Raw genomic sequence first — 14,194 nt, forward strand, 5'->3', positions numbered from 1 at the left:
TTGACCAGCTTGCCGGGGATCATCCAGTTGGCGAGGTCGCCGTTCTCGGCCACTTCCATGGCGCCTAAGATCGCCATTGCGATCTTGCCGCCGCGGATCATCGCAAAGCTCTGGGCAGAGTCAAAGAAGGCCGAATGCGGCAGCGCCGTCACCGTCTGCTTGCCGGCATTGATGAGGTCGGCGTCGATCTCGTGCTCGGTCGGGAATGGACCGATGCCAAGCAAGCCATTCTCCGACTGCAGCGTCACGTGAATGCCGTCTGGAATATGATTGGCGACGAGCGTCGGAATGCCGATGCCAAGATTGACATAGGTGCCGTCCTCAAGCTCGCGCGCGGCCCGCGCCGCCATCTGGTCCCTGTCCCAGGCCATCTGTCACCTCCCCTTCAAGCCGCAGCACGCGTCGTGCGCTGTTCAATGCGCTTCTCGTGCTTGCCCTCAATTAGGCGATGCACATAGATCCCCGGCAGGTGGATCTGGTCAGGCTCCAGACTGCCGACGGGAACGATCTCCTCGACTTCGGCGACACAGGTCCTGCCGCACGTGGCAGCCGGCGGGTTGAAGTTGCGCGCTGTCTTGCGGAACACCAGGTTGCCCGAGGCATCTGCCTTCCAGGCTTTCACAATTGACAGGTCGGCGACGATGCCGGTCTCAAGCATATAGGTTTCCCCGTCGAAGACCTTGTGCTCCTTGCCCTCTGCCACGACGGTCCCCACGCCGGTCTTGGTGTAGAAGCCGGCGATGCCAGCGCCGCCGGCCCGCATGCGTTCAGCCAGCGTCCCTTGCGGATTGAACTCAAGTTCCAGTTCCCCGCTCAGATACTGGCGCATGAACTCGGCATTCTCGCCGACATAAGAGGAGATCATCTTCCTGATCTGCTTGGTCTTGAGCAGCATGCCAAGCCCAAAATCGTCGACGCCGCAATTGTTCGACGCGATCGTCAGCTCCTTCGTACCCGCTTGCCGAATGCCACCGATCAACAGCTCCGGTATACCGCAGAGCCCAAATCCGCCCGCCGCAATGAGCATCCCGTCGAATAACAGACCCTCCAACGCAGAACTGGCATCATTATGGACTTTGTTCATATAGCCTCCCAGGTTGGCGCGGATCATCTAGAATCGATCCGTGCGGCAGTTAAGGCATGGCTCGCAGCTCCAACGGGGTCCGCTGGCATCTTCGTCAACGGCAGCCTGTACAGATCGTCATGAGCTCTTGAGCAGCAAGCGTTATGAAAGCCGGGAAGGGTTTTGGTGGGCCTGGATTTGAGGCCCACTTTGCTTTTGCCCGACCTGTTCAAAAGTGCAGCTAACGCATTGTCCGTTTGGATCTGTAGTCTGGTCATCACCCCTTCAGATTCTCTCACCGTCACGAACCAAGTCGTCCATGACTGAACGAACGGCGCCTTCGGCGAGGGCGACGATCTCTTCGGCTTCGCCCTTCGTGGTTACGAGCGGCGGGGCAAAGCCCAGAATATCCCCGTGCGGCATTGCGCGGGCAATCAGTCCTCGGTCGCGCGCTGCCTTAGAGACGCGTGCGCCAACTTTGAGCGAGGGATCAAAACGCTTCCTATTTTTGCGATCGGCGACAAATTCGAGTGCGCCCATAAGACCGACGCCGCGCACTTCGCCGACGATCGGCAACTGCGCGAACTTCTCCTGCAACTGCGCCTGGAAAAACGCGCCGACGTCACGCGCATTGCCGGGGAGGTCTTCTTTCTCGACAATGTCGAGAACCGCGTTGGCCGCGGCGGCGCCGATGGGATGACCAGAGTAGGTGTACCCGTGCGAGAATGCGCCGACCTTGTCGGCCCCATCCTCCATGACCTTATACACTTTCTCGCCGACGATTGCCGCTGAAAGCGGGAAGTAGGCCGAAGTCAGACCCTTTGCGATCGTAACAAGGTCGGGCTCGATGCCATAGTGCTGCGAGCCGAACATGGAGCCAGTTCGACCAAAGCCAGTTATGACTTCGTCTGCGATGAGCAGCACGTCGTGCTTCTTGAGCACGGCCTGGATTGCTTGCCAGTAGCCTTCCGGCGGAGGCGTGATGCCGCCGGTGCCGAGCACCGGCTCGCCGATGAAGCCACCCACATTTTCTGGTCCCAGCCGCTCGATCAGTTGATCAAGTTCCTCGCCGCGCCGCGTTGAAAATTCGCGTTCAGTCTCGCCTGGGTTTCTACCCCAATAGTGGTGCGGAACACCGGTGTGAACAATCTGAGGAAGCGGCAGGTCCATGTGGTCATGATAGAAGCTCATGCCGGTCATCGACCCGGAGACGATGCTGCAACCATGATAGCCGCGCTCACGCGAGATGATTTTCTTTTTGGAGGGTTTGCCGCGCAGATTGTTGTAGTACCAGACGAGCTTGGCTTGGGTTTCGTTGGCATCCGAACCGGACATGCCGTAAAAAACCTTGCTCATCCTGCCGGGTGCCATCTTGACCAGGCGATCGGACAGGATCGCTAGCTCGTCCGTCGTGTGGGCGGCGTAGGAGTGGTAATAGGCCAGACGAAAGGCCTGACGCGAGATAGCCTCGGCAACCTCGGCTCATAGCCGACGTTAACGCAGTAGAGCCCGGCGAAGCCGTCGATCAGGTGATTGCCATGCGCGTCCTGGATGCGGATTCCCTTGCCCGTCTCGACAATGGTCGGATCGCCGAGTTCACCGCTGGCGAAGGCTTTGAGCTGCGTAAAAGGATGCAGGACCGAGTTTCTGTCCTTGTCACTGATCTCTTTGACGTTGATGGTCATGGTTTATTCCTTTCAGGCAGCGATATTGCCGATGCAGACGTATTTGGGTTCCAGGTATTCGGCCAGGCCGTGCTTGGAGCCCTCACGCCCGAGGCCGGACTGTTTCCAGCCGCCGAAGGGGATAGGTGCGCCGGTAAATTTCGGCGTGTTGACAGCAACCATGCCGTATTCCAGCCGATCTGTCAGCCGCATGGCGCGGTTCAGGTCGGCGGTGTAGACGTAGGCGGCGAGGCCCATTTCGGAGTCGTTGGCGCGCGCCAGCACTTCCGACTCGTCGTCGAAGGCAAGAATGGCCGCGACAGGGCCAAAGGTTTCTTCTCGAGCAATCAGCATGTCGTCGGTGACATCAGCCAGAATTGTTGGTGTGACAAAGTTGCCGCCGAGCGGGCTGTTCTGACCACCACATACGATCCGGGCGCCGGCCGAGATCGCCTGCGCGATTTGTTGCCTGCATTTTTCCGCAACCGAAAGCCGGGTCATGGGGCCAATTTCGGTCCCCTCCTCCAAACCGTGCCCGACTTTCAGCTTGGCGGTCGCCTCCGCAAATCTAGCGACGAACTGATCATAGATTCCGCGCTGAACATAGATCCGGTTCGCGGCCAGGCAGTCCTGCCCCGACGTCGCAAACTTGGCACCAATGCAGCCAGCGACCGCTGCATCCAATGGGGCATCGCCAAACAGCAGGAACGGCGCGTGGCCGCCCAATTCCATTGAGGCCTTCTTGATTGTTGCCGCGGACTGGGCAAGCAGGATGCGCCCCACCTCTGTCGACCCGGTGAAGGAGAAGGCGCGCACTTCGGTATGCTGAAGCAGGCGCTTGGCAAGCGGCGGAGCCTCTCCAGTGATCACCTGGAAGACGCCGGCGGGAATGCCAACTTCCTCGGCTAGGCGGGCGAGTGCCAATGCCGAAAGAGGCGTTTCCGGAGCTGGCTTGACAATCATCGTGCAGCCGGCCGCAAGCGCCGCTCCAGCCTTGCGGGCAATCATCGCTGAGGGGAAATTCCAAGGCGTAATTGCGACAGTTACACCGATTGGCTGCATCTGAACCGACACTCGACTGCCGGTCAAATGACTGGGGATTGTTTCGCCATAAGCCCGCTCACCTTCAGACGCAAACCAGTCGATAAACCCGGCTCCGTAGAAGATTTCGCTCCTCGCTTCGGCGAGCGGTTTTCCCTGCTCCGCTGTCATTATGACCGCCAGATCATTTGCATTCGCACGCAGTTCATCCGCCCAAGCGCGCAATACACCGCCCCGCTCGACAGGCCGCATGTCGCGCCAGCCGGCAAAGGCCTCCCGTGCGGCTCTTACAGCCAGGTCAGCATCTTTTTCATCACAAGCAGCAACATTAATAAGTTTGTCGCCGGTGGCCGGGTCGAGCACCTCGAGCACTCGATTCCTGCCGATCCACTGACCCCCAAAGAAGGCGCGATGCTCAAGAAGATCTGCTCGTTTTAGTCCCTTCAAAGCCGACGCTGCAAGACCGTTCATTTTTGAAGCTCCAAAACTGATGGGTAATAGATAGAACGGGCCTGCTGCCGTCGGTATGCGGAGTTAGCCACCGCTGCGCATATTGGCTGCAACATGTTATGGCTTGACGCATAATTTCGCTAGATTGCGGCAGATGAGAACCCAGCGATACTATATGGCAGGCCGCTTGCTTGGAACTCCCGACTTGGAAGTACGTTGCCTGCAATGGATCCATTGGACCTATCGGGCGACCGTGGCCGTCGACGTAGCCCGCGATCCCGGGCTGCTATGTACTGGTCAGATCACTACAGCGCACCTGCAGAAAGCAGGCCGTCCGTAGAAAGGTCCACGATCGGCCGGGTGTCGATCTTGCCTTGGCCACGACCGAGCCGTCGTCGCCGTGCAAACGTGAAGCAACGCACATGGCCTCGAGCCGCATGAATAGCGGCACCAGCGCCGCGGCGCCGGGCGCTGACCTGGTCGGCCGGCATCAACTGGCTAAGCGGCACGCGCGGTCACAGGTTTAGCTTGGTTTGCGGCTGATGCCGGCCGAACTTCTCAAACAGGATCATCACCACTAGGCCGGGACCGGCCCAGCCGCGCGGGGGGCCTGGAACGCCGCCGAGCTTGGCTAATCGCAAGTGAACTTCGCCTGCAAGTGTTGGATCACCTTCCCGGCTTGCTCAGCCGATGACCGCCGCAGCAATGGCAAGCCGCCGGCGCCGGCTATCACGCGTTCGCGCGGCAGATGCTCGAGATATTGTTGGCGCGCCGGTCGTTTGCGAACATAAGCCGCCCTAGGTGTTCAGAGTTCTGAACGCTCATCGCGCCTGCACGACGAAATGGAACTCACTTTCGAGGAAGCACGGCAACGTCAGACGAGTTTCGCCGCCGAACAGGCAGTGGCCACGAAGGTGTCACCAACCAGATCCGCCACTTGGCTCTGAATTGGGATCATGAAACGGCAAACGCTTTCACCATCGCTGCCGCCAAGTCGACCGGCAGCCACATGCAGGCAATCCCCAGCTCGATTGCGCTGGTGGCGCCGCCGGCAGCGAAGCGTCGACAGGCTTGTCGGTAACCTCGACACTTTCGACAAAGCCCGTCTCGCGGGCTCTCACCGTGCGGCACCAGTTATGGATCAGACTGGCCGCGACATCGACTGAACTCTCTCATTCACCGAATCCAATCTGGCGTCGTGAGTTGGAACTCGTTTTGGGCGTCATCACTTGCCGTTTTCCTTCTTGCTAAATCGGCTCGCGTGACGATTTCCGCGCGCAATTCGCGGTATGGCCTGGATATCTGCAGGATTCAGCGTAATGCCTGAAAGCAAGCCAGCCAGGCTCATTTCGTGTGCGACAGCAATTCGGGCAAGTGTGATCAATGTCACATTGCCCTGACCTCGTTCGAGTTTCCCATAAGCTGCGCGGTCAATGTTTGCTTGCGAGGCAAACCCTTCTTGGGACAAGCCGGCCTGTTCCCGAAGGCGTCTAAGCTGCTCACCAAGCTGGACACGTAAATGCTCTGCCATGCCGCACTAGATTGCGGATATGGTGCTAATCGTCCACGGTATATATATCCCCGGTATATATTGACCATGGCCATTGATCGCGATATCATGTGCGAATTAGTTGCGGAGAGATTGGCCATGAATGCATTTGCATTCCCTGCCATAAGGGGCGTTCAGGCAGGTCGAGCCTATTACGTAGTGATGGTTCCGCTTGGTGCTGTGGGATCGCTATTGCGATTTAATGATGGAGCTGTTCCGGACGAACTTCGCGCTCAGCGTCGCTTGAACAAGAGCCGCATTCCAGCACTCGTTCGTTACATCACGTCCAACCCAAAGGAGTACGTACTGTCCGCCTTGACGGCGACGATCGACGGCGGGTTTCATTTTGAGCCGAGCGACATGAACGGACCCTTGAGATCAATCGGAACGCTGTCGGTCGACATGACTGCGACAATCCTTGTGAATGATGGCCAGCATCGCAGGGCTGCAATTATTGAGGTGCTTCGCGAGCGCCCCCATTTTGCTCACGAGACAGTCGCCGTCACTTTGTTTCCAGACCACGGGTTGGAGCGCTCACGGCAGATGTTCGTTGACCTCAATCAACACGGAGTGAAGCCCTCGCGTTCAATTCGCCTGCTGTATGACGCGCGTGATGAGCGAGCAAAATTGTCCCGGGCCGTCGTTGACTGGGTGCCGCTTTTCAGAGACATGACCGACTTTGGTCGATCTAATCTCACAGCCAGTTCGCCGAAGCTATTCGCTTTCAGCAACCTTCACACAGCTGTTTCGACGTTTGCATCAGAGACGGGCGAAGTCGATGAGGCGAGGGTCATAGAGTTTTGGGCAGCGGTGGCGGAATCAATTCCTGACTGGGGCCTTGCGCACCGCGGACAAATGACACCCGCAGCCCTCAGGCGTGAAAAGGTCCACGCCCATGGTGTTGCGTTGGAAGCCATCGCAATAGCAGGCGCGCGGTTACTCAACGACCCGAGACTCGACTGGCGCACAGCAATCAACCGTTTGGGCGACGTTGATTGGGCCCGGTCAAATAGCGCCCTTTGGGAAGGGCGGGCACTTCTGATCGGTCGCATCAATCGATCGCGTACCAGCGTAATGCTCACTGCGGAAAAAATCTGGTCACTCACCACGAATGGCGCTGACGCACCCGGGCAAGTCGGTTAGACTCCTTTCAGGAGAAATGCCGTGAGCAAAAAGAATAACAATTCCAACGGGGCAGGCCGAATCGCGGCCATATTGGACGACATTCGGGACATCTACCTTTCCGATGCTCGGCCGTGGGTGGTTGGTTATTCAGGAGGAAAAGACTCGACCACCGCCCTGCAGTTGATTTGGACGGCAATCGCTGCGTTGCCGTCTGAACGGCGGACCAAGACGATCTATGTTATCAGCTCCGACACGCTCGTCGAAACGCCTGTGGTGTCGCGCTATATAGACGTCACACTTGACCGCATTTCATCGGCTGCGGCCGCTCAAAACATGCCGGTCGTCACGCACAAGGTTGTCCCGGAGCTGGAAGATAGCTTTTGGGTGAGCTTGATCGGGAAGGGGTACCCAGCCCCGTCACGCCGCTTTCGGTGGTGCACGGAGCGGCTCAAGATCCAGCCAGCCGATGCTTTCATCAAAAGCCGCGTCGCTGAGTTCGGTGAAGTCGTCATGGTTCTCGGCGTCCGGTCACAAGAATCTGCGACCCGCGCCCAGGTAATGTCATTGCATCAGATAGAGGGGTCTCAGCTGCGGCGCCACTCATCGCTGATGAACGCCTTTGTGTACGCGCCGATCGCGGATTTTTCGACTGACGACGTCTGGACTTACCTGCTTCAGAATGAATCTCCCTGGGGCAATGACAACCGCGATCTCGTTGCAATGTACCGCAACGCCAGCGCGGGCGAGTGTCCGTTGGTCGTGGACACATCGACTCCGTCTTGCGGAAACTCCCGCTTTGGGTGCTGGGTTTGCACCGTGGTGCAGCGTGACAAGGCAATGGAGTCGATGATTGATTCAGGCGAGGAGTGGCTGACACCGCTTCTTGAGTACCGTGACATGCTTTCGCAGACCCAGGATCCGGAGCGCAAGCATGAATTCAGGGACTTTCGGCGCAAATCTGGTCAAGTGAATTTCATCGGTGAGACTGACCGCGTCATGCCCGGCCCGTACACCATGGAATTTTGTCGGACTCTGCTTCGTCGCTTGCTCGAAACACAAAAAGAAGTTGCGCGAGAGGCGCCTGCAGGCGAAGCGCCAATTCTGATTCATGAGAACGAATTACATGAAATCCGGCGGCTCTGGCGCACGGAGCGTGGTGACTGGGCGGACACCGTTCCGCGTATCGTACGCGAGACGCTCGGACGCGATGACATCGAGTGGGTGACGGAAGATTCTGTTGCATTCACCGCGGACGACGGTGAGCTCTTGGCTTCCGTATGCGCGGACAATGAGGTTCCGCCCGAACTCGTGATGAAATTGCTTGATATCGAGCGAGCTTCACATGGTCTTAAGCGTAGGCATGCCGTGCACACTCGTATTGAGGACGCATTCAGGCTTGAATGGCGAGATCTTGAAGTCCTCGTAGCCGAGCGGCGACGCACACTTGGGCTGGAGGACGGCAGCGTATTGGCAGTTGTTGACGATTTGGAACTTCCGTTCGATATGGTCGGTGAGGATGGGCGTTGAGGCTGCGATCAATCACACTTGAGAATTTCGGTCTTTATGCCGGTCGCCAGCGTCTGGATTTGTTGCCGGCGCGAGCAAGGCCCGTCGTCCTGATAGGCGGCAAGAACGGCGCCGGCAAAACCACTCTGCTTGAAGCGGTGCGGCTTGCCCTTTATGGGAGGCGTGCGCTTGGCTATCGGGTGGCGCAATCTGAATATGAGGAGCATCTACGGCGCCGGCTTCATGTTGGGTCGGATGGACGCCCGGCGCCTTTTGGATCGGTCGGGCTCGAGTTCGACTATGCCGAGGGTGGTGTAGTTCATCGGTATGAGGTCTTGCGGCGCTGGGCGACGCGCGGGACGAAAACCGTCGAGACCTTGACGTTGGAAAAAGACGGGGCGCCGGTCGACGCCGTGCCACGTGACGAATGGCATAGCTTCCTGCAAGAAATGATACCACCGGGCGTGTCTCAGCTGTTCTTCTTTGATGGCGAAAAGATTGCCGAAATCGCCAGAGACGATCCCGACGAGGGTCTTGCCGAGGCTGTTCGCGGTCTCCTGGGTATCGAGCTTGTTGGACGTCTCCGGACCGACTTGGGTCTCTATCTTGCTAGACATGGTCGTCGTGAAGGCAATGACGAGGCGGTTAGGCTTGAGACGATTGTTCGCGAGATGTCCGTGCTCGATCGTCGCATTGCGGAAATGGCTGAGGACGTTGCTGAACTCACCTCGCGCCATGCGTCTCAATCCCGAGTGGCCCTCAATGTCCGTCAACGGTTTATTGCTGAAGGCGGTGACGCAGCAAACCGCCGCGCTCAAATTGAGGCTTCGCGCGATGAGTTGCGCCAACAAATTACCCGCCGCGAAGCTGAGATCAGAGAATTCGCCGGCGGTCTCCTCCCATTCGCATCGGCTCCGAGATTGCTCCGGCGATTTTCAGCTGCTTTAGCGCACGCCGGGGAAAAGCCGCGCGAGGATATGGTCGAGTTTCGAGAACGTGTGGGTACATGGCGAAAGACCAACACACCGACGCGCACGGCCCGGTGGCAGGAAAGTCATTGGCGTGACCTGAATGCTTTTTTTGAATCAGAACAGCAACGAGCGGCCGGTGCCGCTGCTGGTACCGTTTCGGAGTTGGAGGCCGGCGAACGGCGGCGTCTTGTTGCACGGCTTGTCGAAGCTCGTGAAACCATTGCGTCGCGTGCAGCCCTGGCTGTCTCCGAATTGGACTCCTTGCAACGCAAACTTCGTCGTGTCGATGCCGATCTGGTGCGTGCTTCCGGGCACGCAGCAGGGATCGTTCTGGATGAGCTGCTCTCGGCTGAAAAGTCTGTCGGGACTGCCGAAGCCGTGTTGCGAGCACGGACTGACGAACTCCACACTCTGGAATTTCAACGCTCTGGACTGGCCCGCGAGCGCGACCGCACGCTTAAAGCACAGACTGAGGCTAAGGCCGGTGAAGAGCGTGCCGCACTGGCAACGCGCGTGGGCCGAGCGTTGCAATTCTATGAGGAACGGCTGCTCGATATGAAGCTTGCGCAACTCCAGACAGAGTTTGTTAGCAGGTTTAATCACCTGGCCCGCAAAGGGGGATTTGTCGCGAATGTTCGCATTGACCGCACATCTTTTGATGCGACGCTGATCGATAAGACGGGAGCCGAGATTCCGAAGTCGAGCCTATCTGCCGGGGAAAAACAGGTCTATGCAATCGCCATGCTGTGGGCACTGGCTCGCACCAGCGGCCGGGCGCTCCCGATGATTATCGACACCCCCCTGGCGCGACTTGATAGTGAACACCGAACAGCCATTGTCGAACGGTATTTCCCCGAGGCAAGCCATCAGGTCATTGTTCTATCCACGGATACCGAAGTTGATGCGCGGCTGCTTAAGGAGCTCACACCGAGCATCAGCCACTCCTACAGACTCGACTACGAGCCCGATCAACGCGCAACGCGAGCCATTCCAGGCTACTTCGGCGATGGCGACGAAGGAGGTCAGCTTGCGCTACAACAAGCTTAGGATCTCAACAGAGGCGACAAGCAAGCTACGCTCGATCCGTCAGCGCACTGGGGTCACCCCCAACCTTCTTTGCCGTACCGCGATCATGCTCTCCCTTGAAGAAGGGCCGGCGATTGCGCCAGCTCCTGATGAGGGCGGCCAGGAGTTTAACGCCTACACGCTTACGGGCGAGTATACTGGCTTGATTGCCGCTCTGTTGCGCTTCGTTGAAGAGGACGAGGGCGGCGCCAGCCCCCTATCGAACGATGATCTCGTTGCGCGTCTTCGTGCTCACATTCACCGCGGCGTGGGTACTTTGTCTGTGCGGGCCAAATCTGCGGCGGACCTGGGTCGTCTGGTGCTCGCCGCATGAAACGTGAGGCGAACAAGGAGCCCATATACCTCGACCACAACGCGACCACCCCGGTGGACCCCAGGGTCCTTGAGGCCATGCTTCCGTTTTTCACCGAGGTGTTCGGAAATCCGTCGAGTGTGGAGCATGTCCACGGCAATCGCGCCAGGTCAGCGGTGGAGGCTGCGCGTGTGCAGATCGCAGAAGCGTTGGGCGCTCGTGAGAGCGAAATAGTCCTGACCGGCAGCTGCACCGAAGCCAACAATATAGCGATCATTGGTGCCGCCCGGGCACGGCCGGAGCGTAAGCACTTGATAACGAGCGCTATCGAGCATCCCGCTGTCGTGGAGCCGATGAGGGAGCTGGAACGGGAAGGGTTCGAGGTTACAATTGTCGGGGTCGATCAACAGGGTCGGGTATCACCCTCCGACGTGGCCGCGGCAATCCGGGACGACACGAACCTAGTATCAATCATGGGCGCCAACAACGAAGTGGGGACCATTCAACCCATCGCTGAAATCGGCGCTGTTTGTGAGGAACGCGGCGTCCTGTTTCATGCCGATCTCGCGCAGCTGCTGGTTCATAGGCGCGTCGACGTTATGGCCGAACACATCCACCTTGCGAGCATTTCTGGGCACAAAGCATACGGGCCAAAGGGTGTGGGCGCCCTCTACGTTCGATCGCGCTCGCCGCGCGCTCGGCTCGTGCCTGTTTCTTTTGGCGGCGGACAGGAGCGTGGGCTTCGCTCCGGCACCGTGAATGTGCCCCTCATAGTCGGTCTTGGAACCGCACTTGAGATCGCGGGTCAGGAATGTCGGGCCGACGATGCGCGCTTGCGCGCGCTTTGCGAGAAATTCGTTCAGGAGGTTTCTTCCGCAATTGCCGGCGTCAGCTTCAACGGTCATCCCTTAGAACGTATTGCTGGAAACGTTTCGCTATCGATTGCCGGGGTCGAACCGTTAGCCCTCATGCACCGACTAAACTCTGTCGCTAGTTTTTCCGCGTCCAGTGCCTGTGCGACTGACAAAGTTAAAACAAGCCCCGTGTTACTCGCCATGTTCGGTGATACTCCGAGAGCGCGACAAGCCTTTCGGGTCTCGCCAGGTAGATTTTCAACCGCCGAACAAATGGCGCAATTTACGATCGCTCTGATCGAGGCGGTTGAAGAGCTTCGCCGGTTCGCCGCCTGAACTTACAAAAAGTGCCTTTGCTAGAGAGATAGCTGACCCGTCTCGCCGCCGGCGCCAAAGGGCAGACAATGATCCAATGTTAGCTTCTCTACTATTTGTTCATCCTAATGCCGCAGCAACTGTGAAATACGGCGATATCTGAGGTTCCTGCCAATCCCCTACTGTTAGGGTCTACTACAATTCTGGTAGACAGACGGCCAATCTCAAGCGAATCTAGCCTTGGGAGTGGGGGGGGCGATGTCAATATCGGAAGACGTGATAGACGCTGCGGTATCTCGCTATGATCGCGAGCGTGATCGCTACATCAAACTTGCTGCGCGCGTCGCGGATATCTGCCGATCCAACATCGTGGAAGGGAATGCGATCCGTGCGCAAATCACCTCGCGCACAAAGACCGTTCGGAGTTTTGACGGCAAGCTCCGGCGGTTCGCTAAAAGATCCGACAAAAACTTCAAAACGGTAGACGAGGTTTTCGAGAAGATCGGAGACTTCGCCGGCGTTCGCGTGGCGACGTATCGTCCCGAGGACGAACCACGCGTCACCGAGGCGATCAAGACGCTTTTCGTCGGGCGGGACGGAGAGGCGGTCGAGATCGATCAAAAGGACAAGCTCGACCCCGCCAACTGCCAATTTTACCGTGCCACGCATTGTCAAGTGTTCCTACGCGAAGAGGAACTGGTCGGCGACTATGGAAACTTGCGCGGTGCAAGCTGCGAGATCCAGATCTGTTCGATGATGGCGCATGTGTGGAATGAGATCGAACATGATATAGGCTACAAACCTGAGGGGGGAGGACCTGGCGAAGCCGAACGCGGTCTGCTTGGAGCCCTTGGTCATCTGACGCGTTCGGGTGATGCCGCAATTACCCAACTCCTTGCCGCCAATTACGCACGCATGACTGTGCAGACCGGCGATTTTGGCGATGTGCATGACTTTGTCGCGCGTATGCGCAAGCATTTTCCCGAAGCCGATCTATCGGTAAATGCTGGACTGGCATTTGACGAAGCTGTGCTTCTGGGGCTCACCTCGGCTGGCAAGATCGAGAAGGCTCTAGGACCTGAGGCAGTCAACCCGGACGTTGCCTCGACACGCATTGATGATTTCAATAAGTTTCTGGAGCTGTCTGGCAGTCCCGAACTTGCCCTCAACCGGCGTTCCGCGGATCTCATTCTGATAGGGATGCTTGCCAAATGTTCCCAGAAGATCGAGGAAAACCATCCGGCAGGACGGGGAAAAGGGCGCCCGGGCCGCATTTACTACCTGGTCCGCAAATATCGAGAGTTTTTGCAGGCACAACAAATAGATAAAAATGTGCCTGGCAGATGATGAGCGACCATATCCTTTCATCTATAAGTGATAATCGGCCCGCGGAGATGGATCCCAACGAGTCCGTCACCCCGAACGCCATTCGAATGCGAAGGTTGGTCGAGCTTGTTGCGGAAAACGACGTCTCGGTCCGCCTGAGGAATGCTGTGACTGTCGCAGATAGCTCCGGCAGTCTGCCTTATGCGACGATCGGGGACTATCTCGATGCGGGGCCGCTAGCCCAGACTAGGATGCTGCATGACGTTCGAAATTTCGGACGCAAGAGCGCGGACGAACTAGAGGCGCTCATCCGGGCCGAGTGTGCGTCCAACGGCGTTCATCCTTTAAGTCGCACTGAGATTTCAGCTACCGCCAATTCATCCGAGAGATCAGACCTCATCAGTCTCTTCGACGGCGACACCATTGGCTCAATCGCCCGTGAAGAAGTCCTGTCGACACGGCTTGAGGCCGTCCTTTCTCGGCCGCCTTTGCTGGATATGACGTTTGCGAAAGCCATGGAAGACTTCTTCAACACCACCCATAGGATCACGCAATCGCGAAACTGTGGACGCAAATCGGTCGAGGAATTCCGACGCCTATGTGAACGTCACATTCGTCGCCGTCTGACAGAGAATGGCTTTGGCAGGCAGGATCGGTTCGTATCGCTAATTTTCGACAACTCAAGCGCTGACCGCGAACACAAGCTGGACACAGCGCCCGACAATCCTGGCTTGCCCGACGAGGTGGCCACCGCAGAGCAGGAGCGACTGGCGGATCGTCTCGAATGGCTCTTGTCACAGCTCGACCAGCGAGCATCCACTGTTCTCAGACGTCGCAACGGTATTGGGCAGCAAGGCAGGGAAACACTAGAGGAAATCGGTACCGACTTCGGTGTGACGCGGGAGCGAATTCGCCAGATTGAATCGAAATCATTGCGCAGGTTGCGAACCCA

General features: G+C 58.0%; 10 protein-coding genes and 3 pseudogenes. 7 read left to right on the forward strand and 6 right to left on the reverse strand.

Going from position 1 to position 14,194, the window contains the following annotated elements; translation table 11 throughout:
- The 6 genes and pseudogenes from YU3_RS0124940 to YU3_RS39690 form a co-directional block, all read right to left on the reverse strand.
- Positions 1-371 (reverse strand): succinyl-CoA--3-ketoacid-CoA transferase (locus tag YU3_RS0124940; protein WP_027168782.1); only part of this gene is annotated, 371 nt, incomplete at its 3' end.
- A 14-nt stretch (positions 372-385) separates the two neighbouring features.
- A complete protein-coding gene (locus tag YU3_RS0124945) occupies positions 386-1,084 on the reverse strand; it encodes a CoA transferase subunit A (protein WP_027168783.1) in 699 nt (232 codons plus the stop codon).
- Positions 1,085-1,348: 264 nt separating this feature from the next.
- Positions 1,349-2,748 (reverse strand): annotated as a pseudogene (locus YU3_RS37440) (aminotransferase).
- Between the two features lie 12 nt (positions 2,749-2,760).
- Entirely contained in the window at positions 2,761-4,239 is a 1,479-nt protein-coding gene (locus YU3_RS0124955; RefSeq protein ID WP_027168784.1) for an NAD-dependent succinate-semialdehyde dehydrogenase, read from the reverse strand.
- A 313-nt stretch (positions 4,240-4,552) separates the two neighbouring features.
- Positions 4,553-5,014, reverse strand: a pseudogene (locus YU3_RS41845) (IS66 family transposase); the annotation flags it as partial.
- Between the two features lie 429 nt (positions 5,015-5,443).
- Positions 5,444-5,749: a helix-turn-helix transcriptional regulator gene (locus YU3_RS39690; RefSeq protein WP_036259479.1), complete on the reverse strand. Its 306-nt coding sequence runs from the start codon at positions 5,747-5,749 to the stop codon at positions 5,444-5,446.
- 117 nt (positions 5,750-5,866) lie between these two features.
- Between YU3_RS39690 and dndB the strand changes: the two genes are divergently transcribed.
- The 7 genes and pseudogenes from dndB to YU3_RS41850 all read left to right on the forward strand — a co-directional run.
- On the forward strand, positions 5,867-6,910 hold the full coding sequence (gene dndB / locus YU3_RS37450) for a DNA sulfur modification protein DndB (RefSeq protein ID WP_198021713.1): 1,044 nt from the start codon (positions 5,867-5,869) through the stop codon (positions 6,908-6,910).
- A 21-nt stretch (positions 6,911-6,931) separates the two neighbouring features.
- The gene (dndC, locus tag YU3_RS37455) at positions 6,932-8,419 is read left to right on the forward strand and encodes a DNA phosphorothioation system sulfurtransferase DndC (RefSeq protein WP_036259481.1); all 1,488 of its coding nucleotides are present in this window, start codon (positions 6,932-6,934) and stop codon (positions 8,417-8,419) included.
- A complete protein-coding gene (gene dndD / locus YU3_RS0124975; RefSeq protein ID WP_027168785.1) occupies positions 8,416-10,416 on the forward strand; it encodes a DNA sulfur modification protein DndD in 2,001 nt (666 codons plus the stop codon). The genes dndC and dndD overlap by 4 nt, the downstream gene beginning before the upstream one ends.
- The gene (gene dndE, locus YU3_RS0124980) at positions 10,397-10,768 is read left to right on the forward strand and encodes a DNA sulfur modification protein DndE (protein ID WP_027168786.1); all 372 of its coding nucleotides are present in this window, start codon (positions 10,397-10,399) and stop codon (positions 10,766-10,768) included. Before dndD ends, dndE begins: the two co-directional genes overlap by 20 nt.
- Positions 10,765-11,937 (forward strand): cysteine desulfurase family protein, encoded by a 1,173-nt coding sequence (locus YU3_RS0124985; protein ID WP_027168787.1) that lies wholly within the window; start codon positions 10,765-10,767, stop codon positions 11,935-11,937. The genes dndE and YU3_RS0124985 overlap by 4 nt, the downstream gene beginning before the upstream one ends.
- Positions 11,938-12,174: 237 nt before the next feature.
- Positions 12,175-13,263, forward strand: coding sequence for a hypothetical protein (locus YU3_RS37460; protein ID WP_027168788.1), 1,089 nt, complete (start codon positions 12,175-12,177; stop codon positions 13,261-13,263).
- A 494-nt stretch (positions 13,264-13,757) separates the two neighbouring features.
- Positions 13,758-14,189, forward strand: a pseudogene (locus YU3_RS41850) (sigma factor-like helix-turn-helix DNA-binding protein); the annotation flags it as partial.
- Between the last annotated feature and the right edge of the window lie 5 nt (positions 14,190-14,194).

Source organism: Mesorhizobium sp. WSM3224, assembly GCF_000427725.1.
Lineage (GTDB): Bacteria > Pseudomonadota > Alphaproteobacteria > Rhizobiales > Rhizobiaceae > Mesorhizobium.

Bases quoted from the DNA above. Each gene is read 5' to 3' on its own strand.
- dndB (WP_198021713.1), top strand. From the start codon at position 5,867: ATGAATGCATTTGCATTCCCTGCCATAAGGGGCGTTCAGGCAGGTCGA.
- YU3_RS0124985 (WP_027168787.1), top strand. From the start codon at position 10,765: ATGAAACGTGAGGCGAACAAGGAGCCCATATACCTCGACCACAACGCG.
- YU3_RS0124945 (WP_027168783.1), bottom strand. From the start codon at position 1,084: ATGAACAAAGTCCATAATGATGCCAGTTCTGCGTTGGAGGGTCTGTTA.
- YU3_RS0124955 (WP_027168784.1), bottom strand. From the start codon at position 4,239: ATGAACGGTCTTGCAGCGTCGGCTTTGAAGGGACTAAAACGAGCAGAT.
- YU3_RS37460 (WP_027168788.1), top strand. From the start codon at position 12,175: ATGTCAATATCGGAAGACGTGATAGACGCTGCGGTATCTCGCTATGAT.
- YU3_RS39690 (WP_036259479.1), bottom strand. From the start codon at position 5,749: ATGGCAGAGCATTTACGTGTCCAGCTTGGTGAGCAGCTTAGACGCCTT.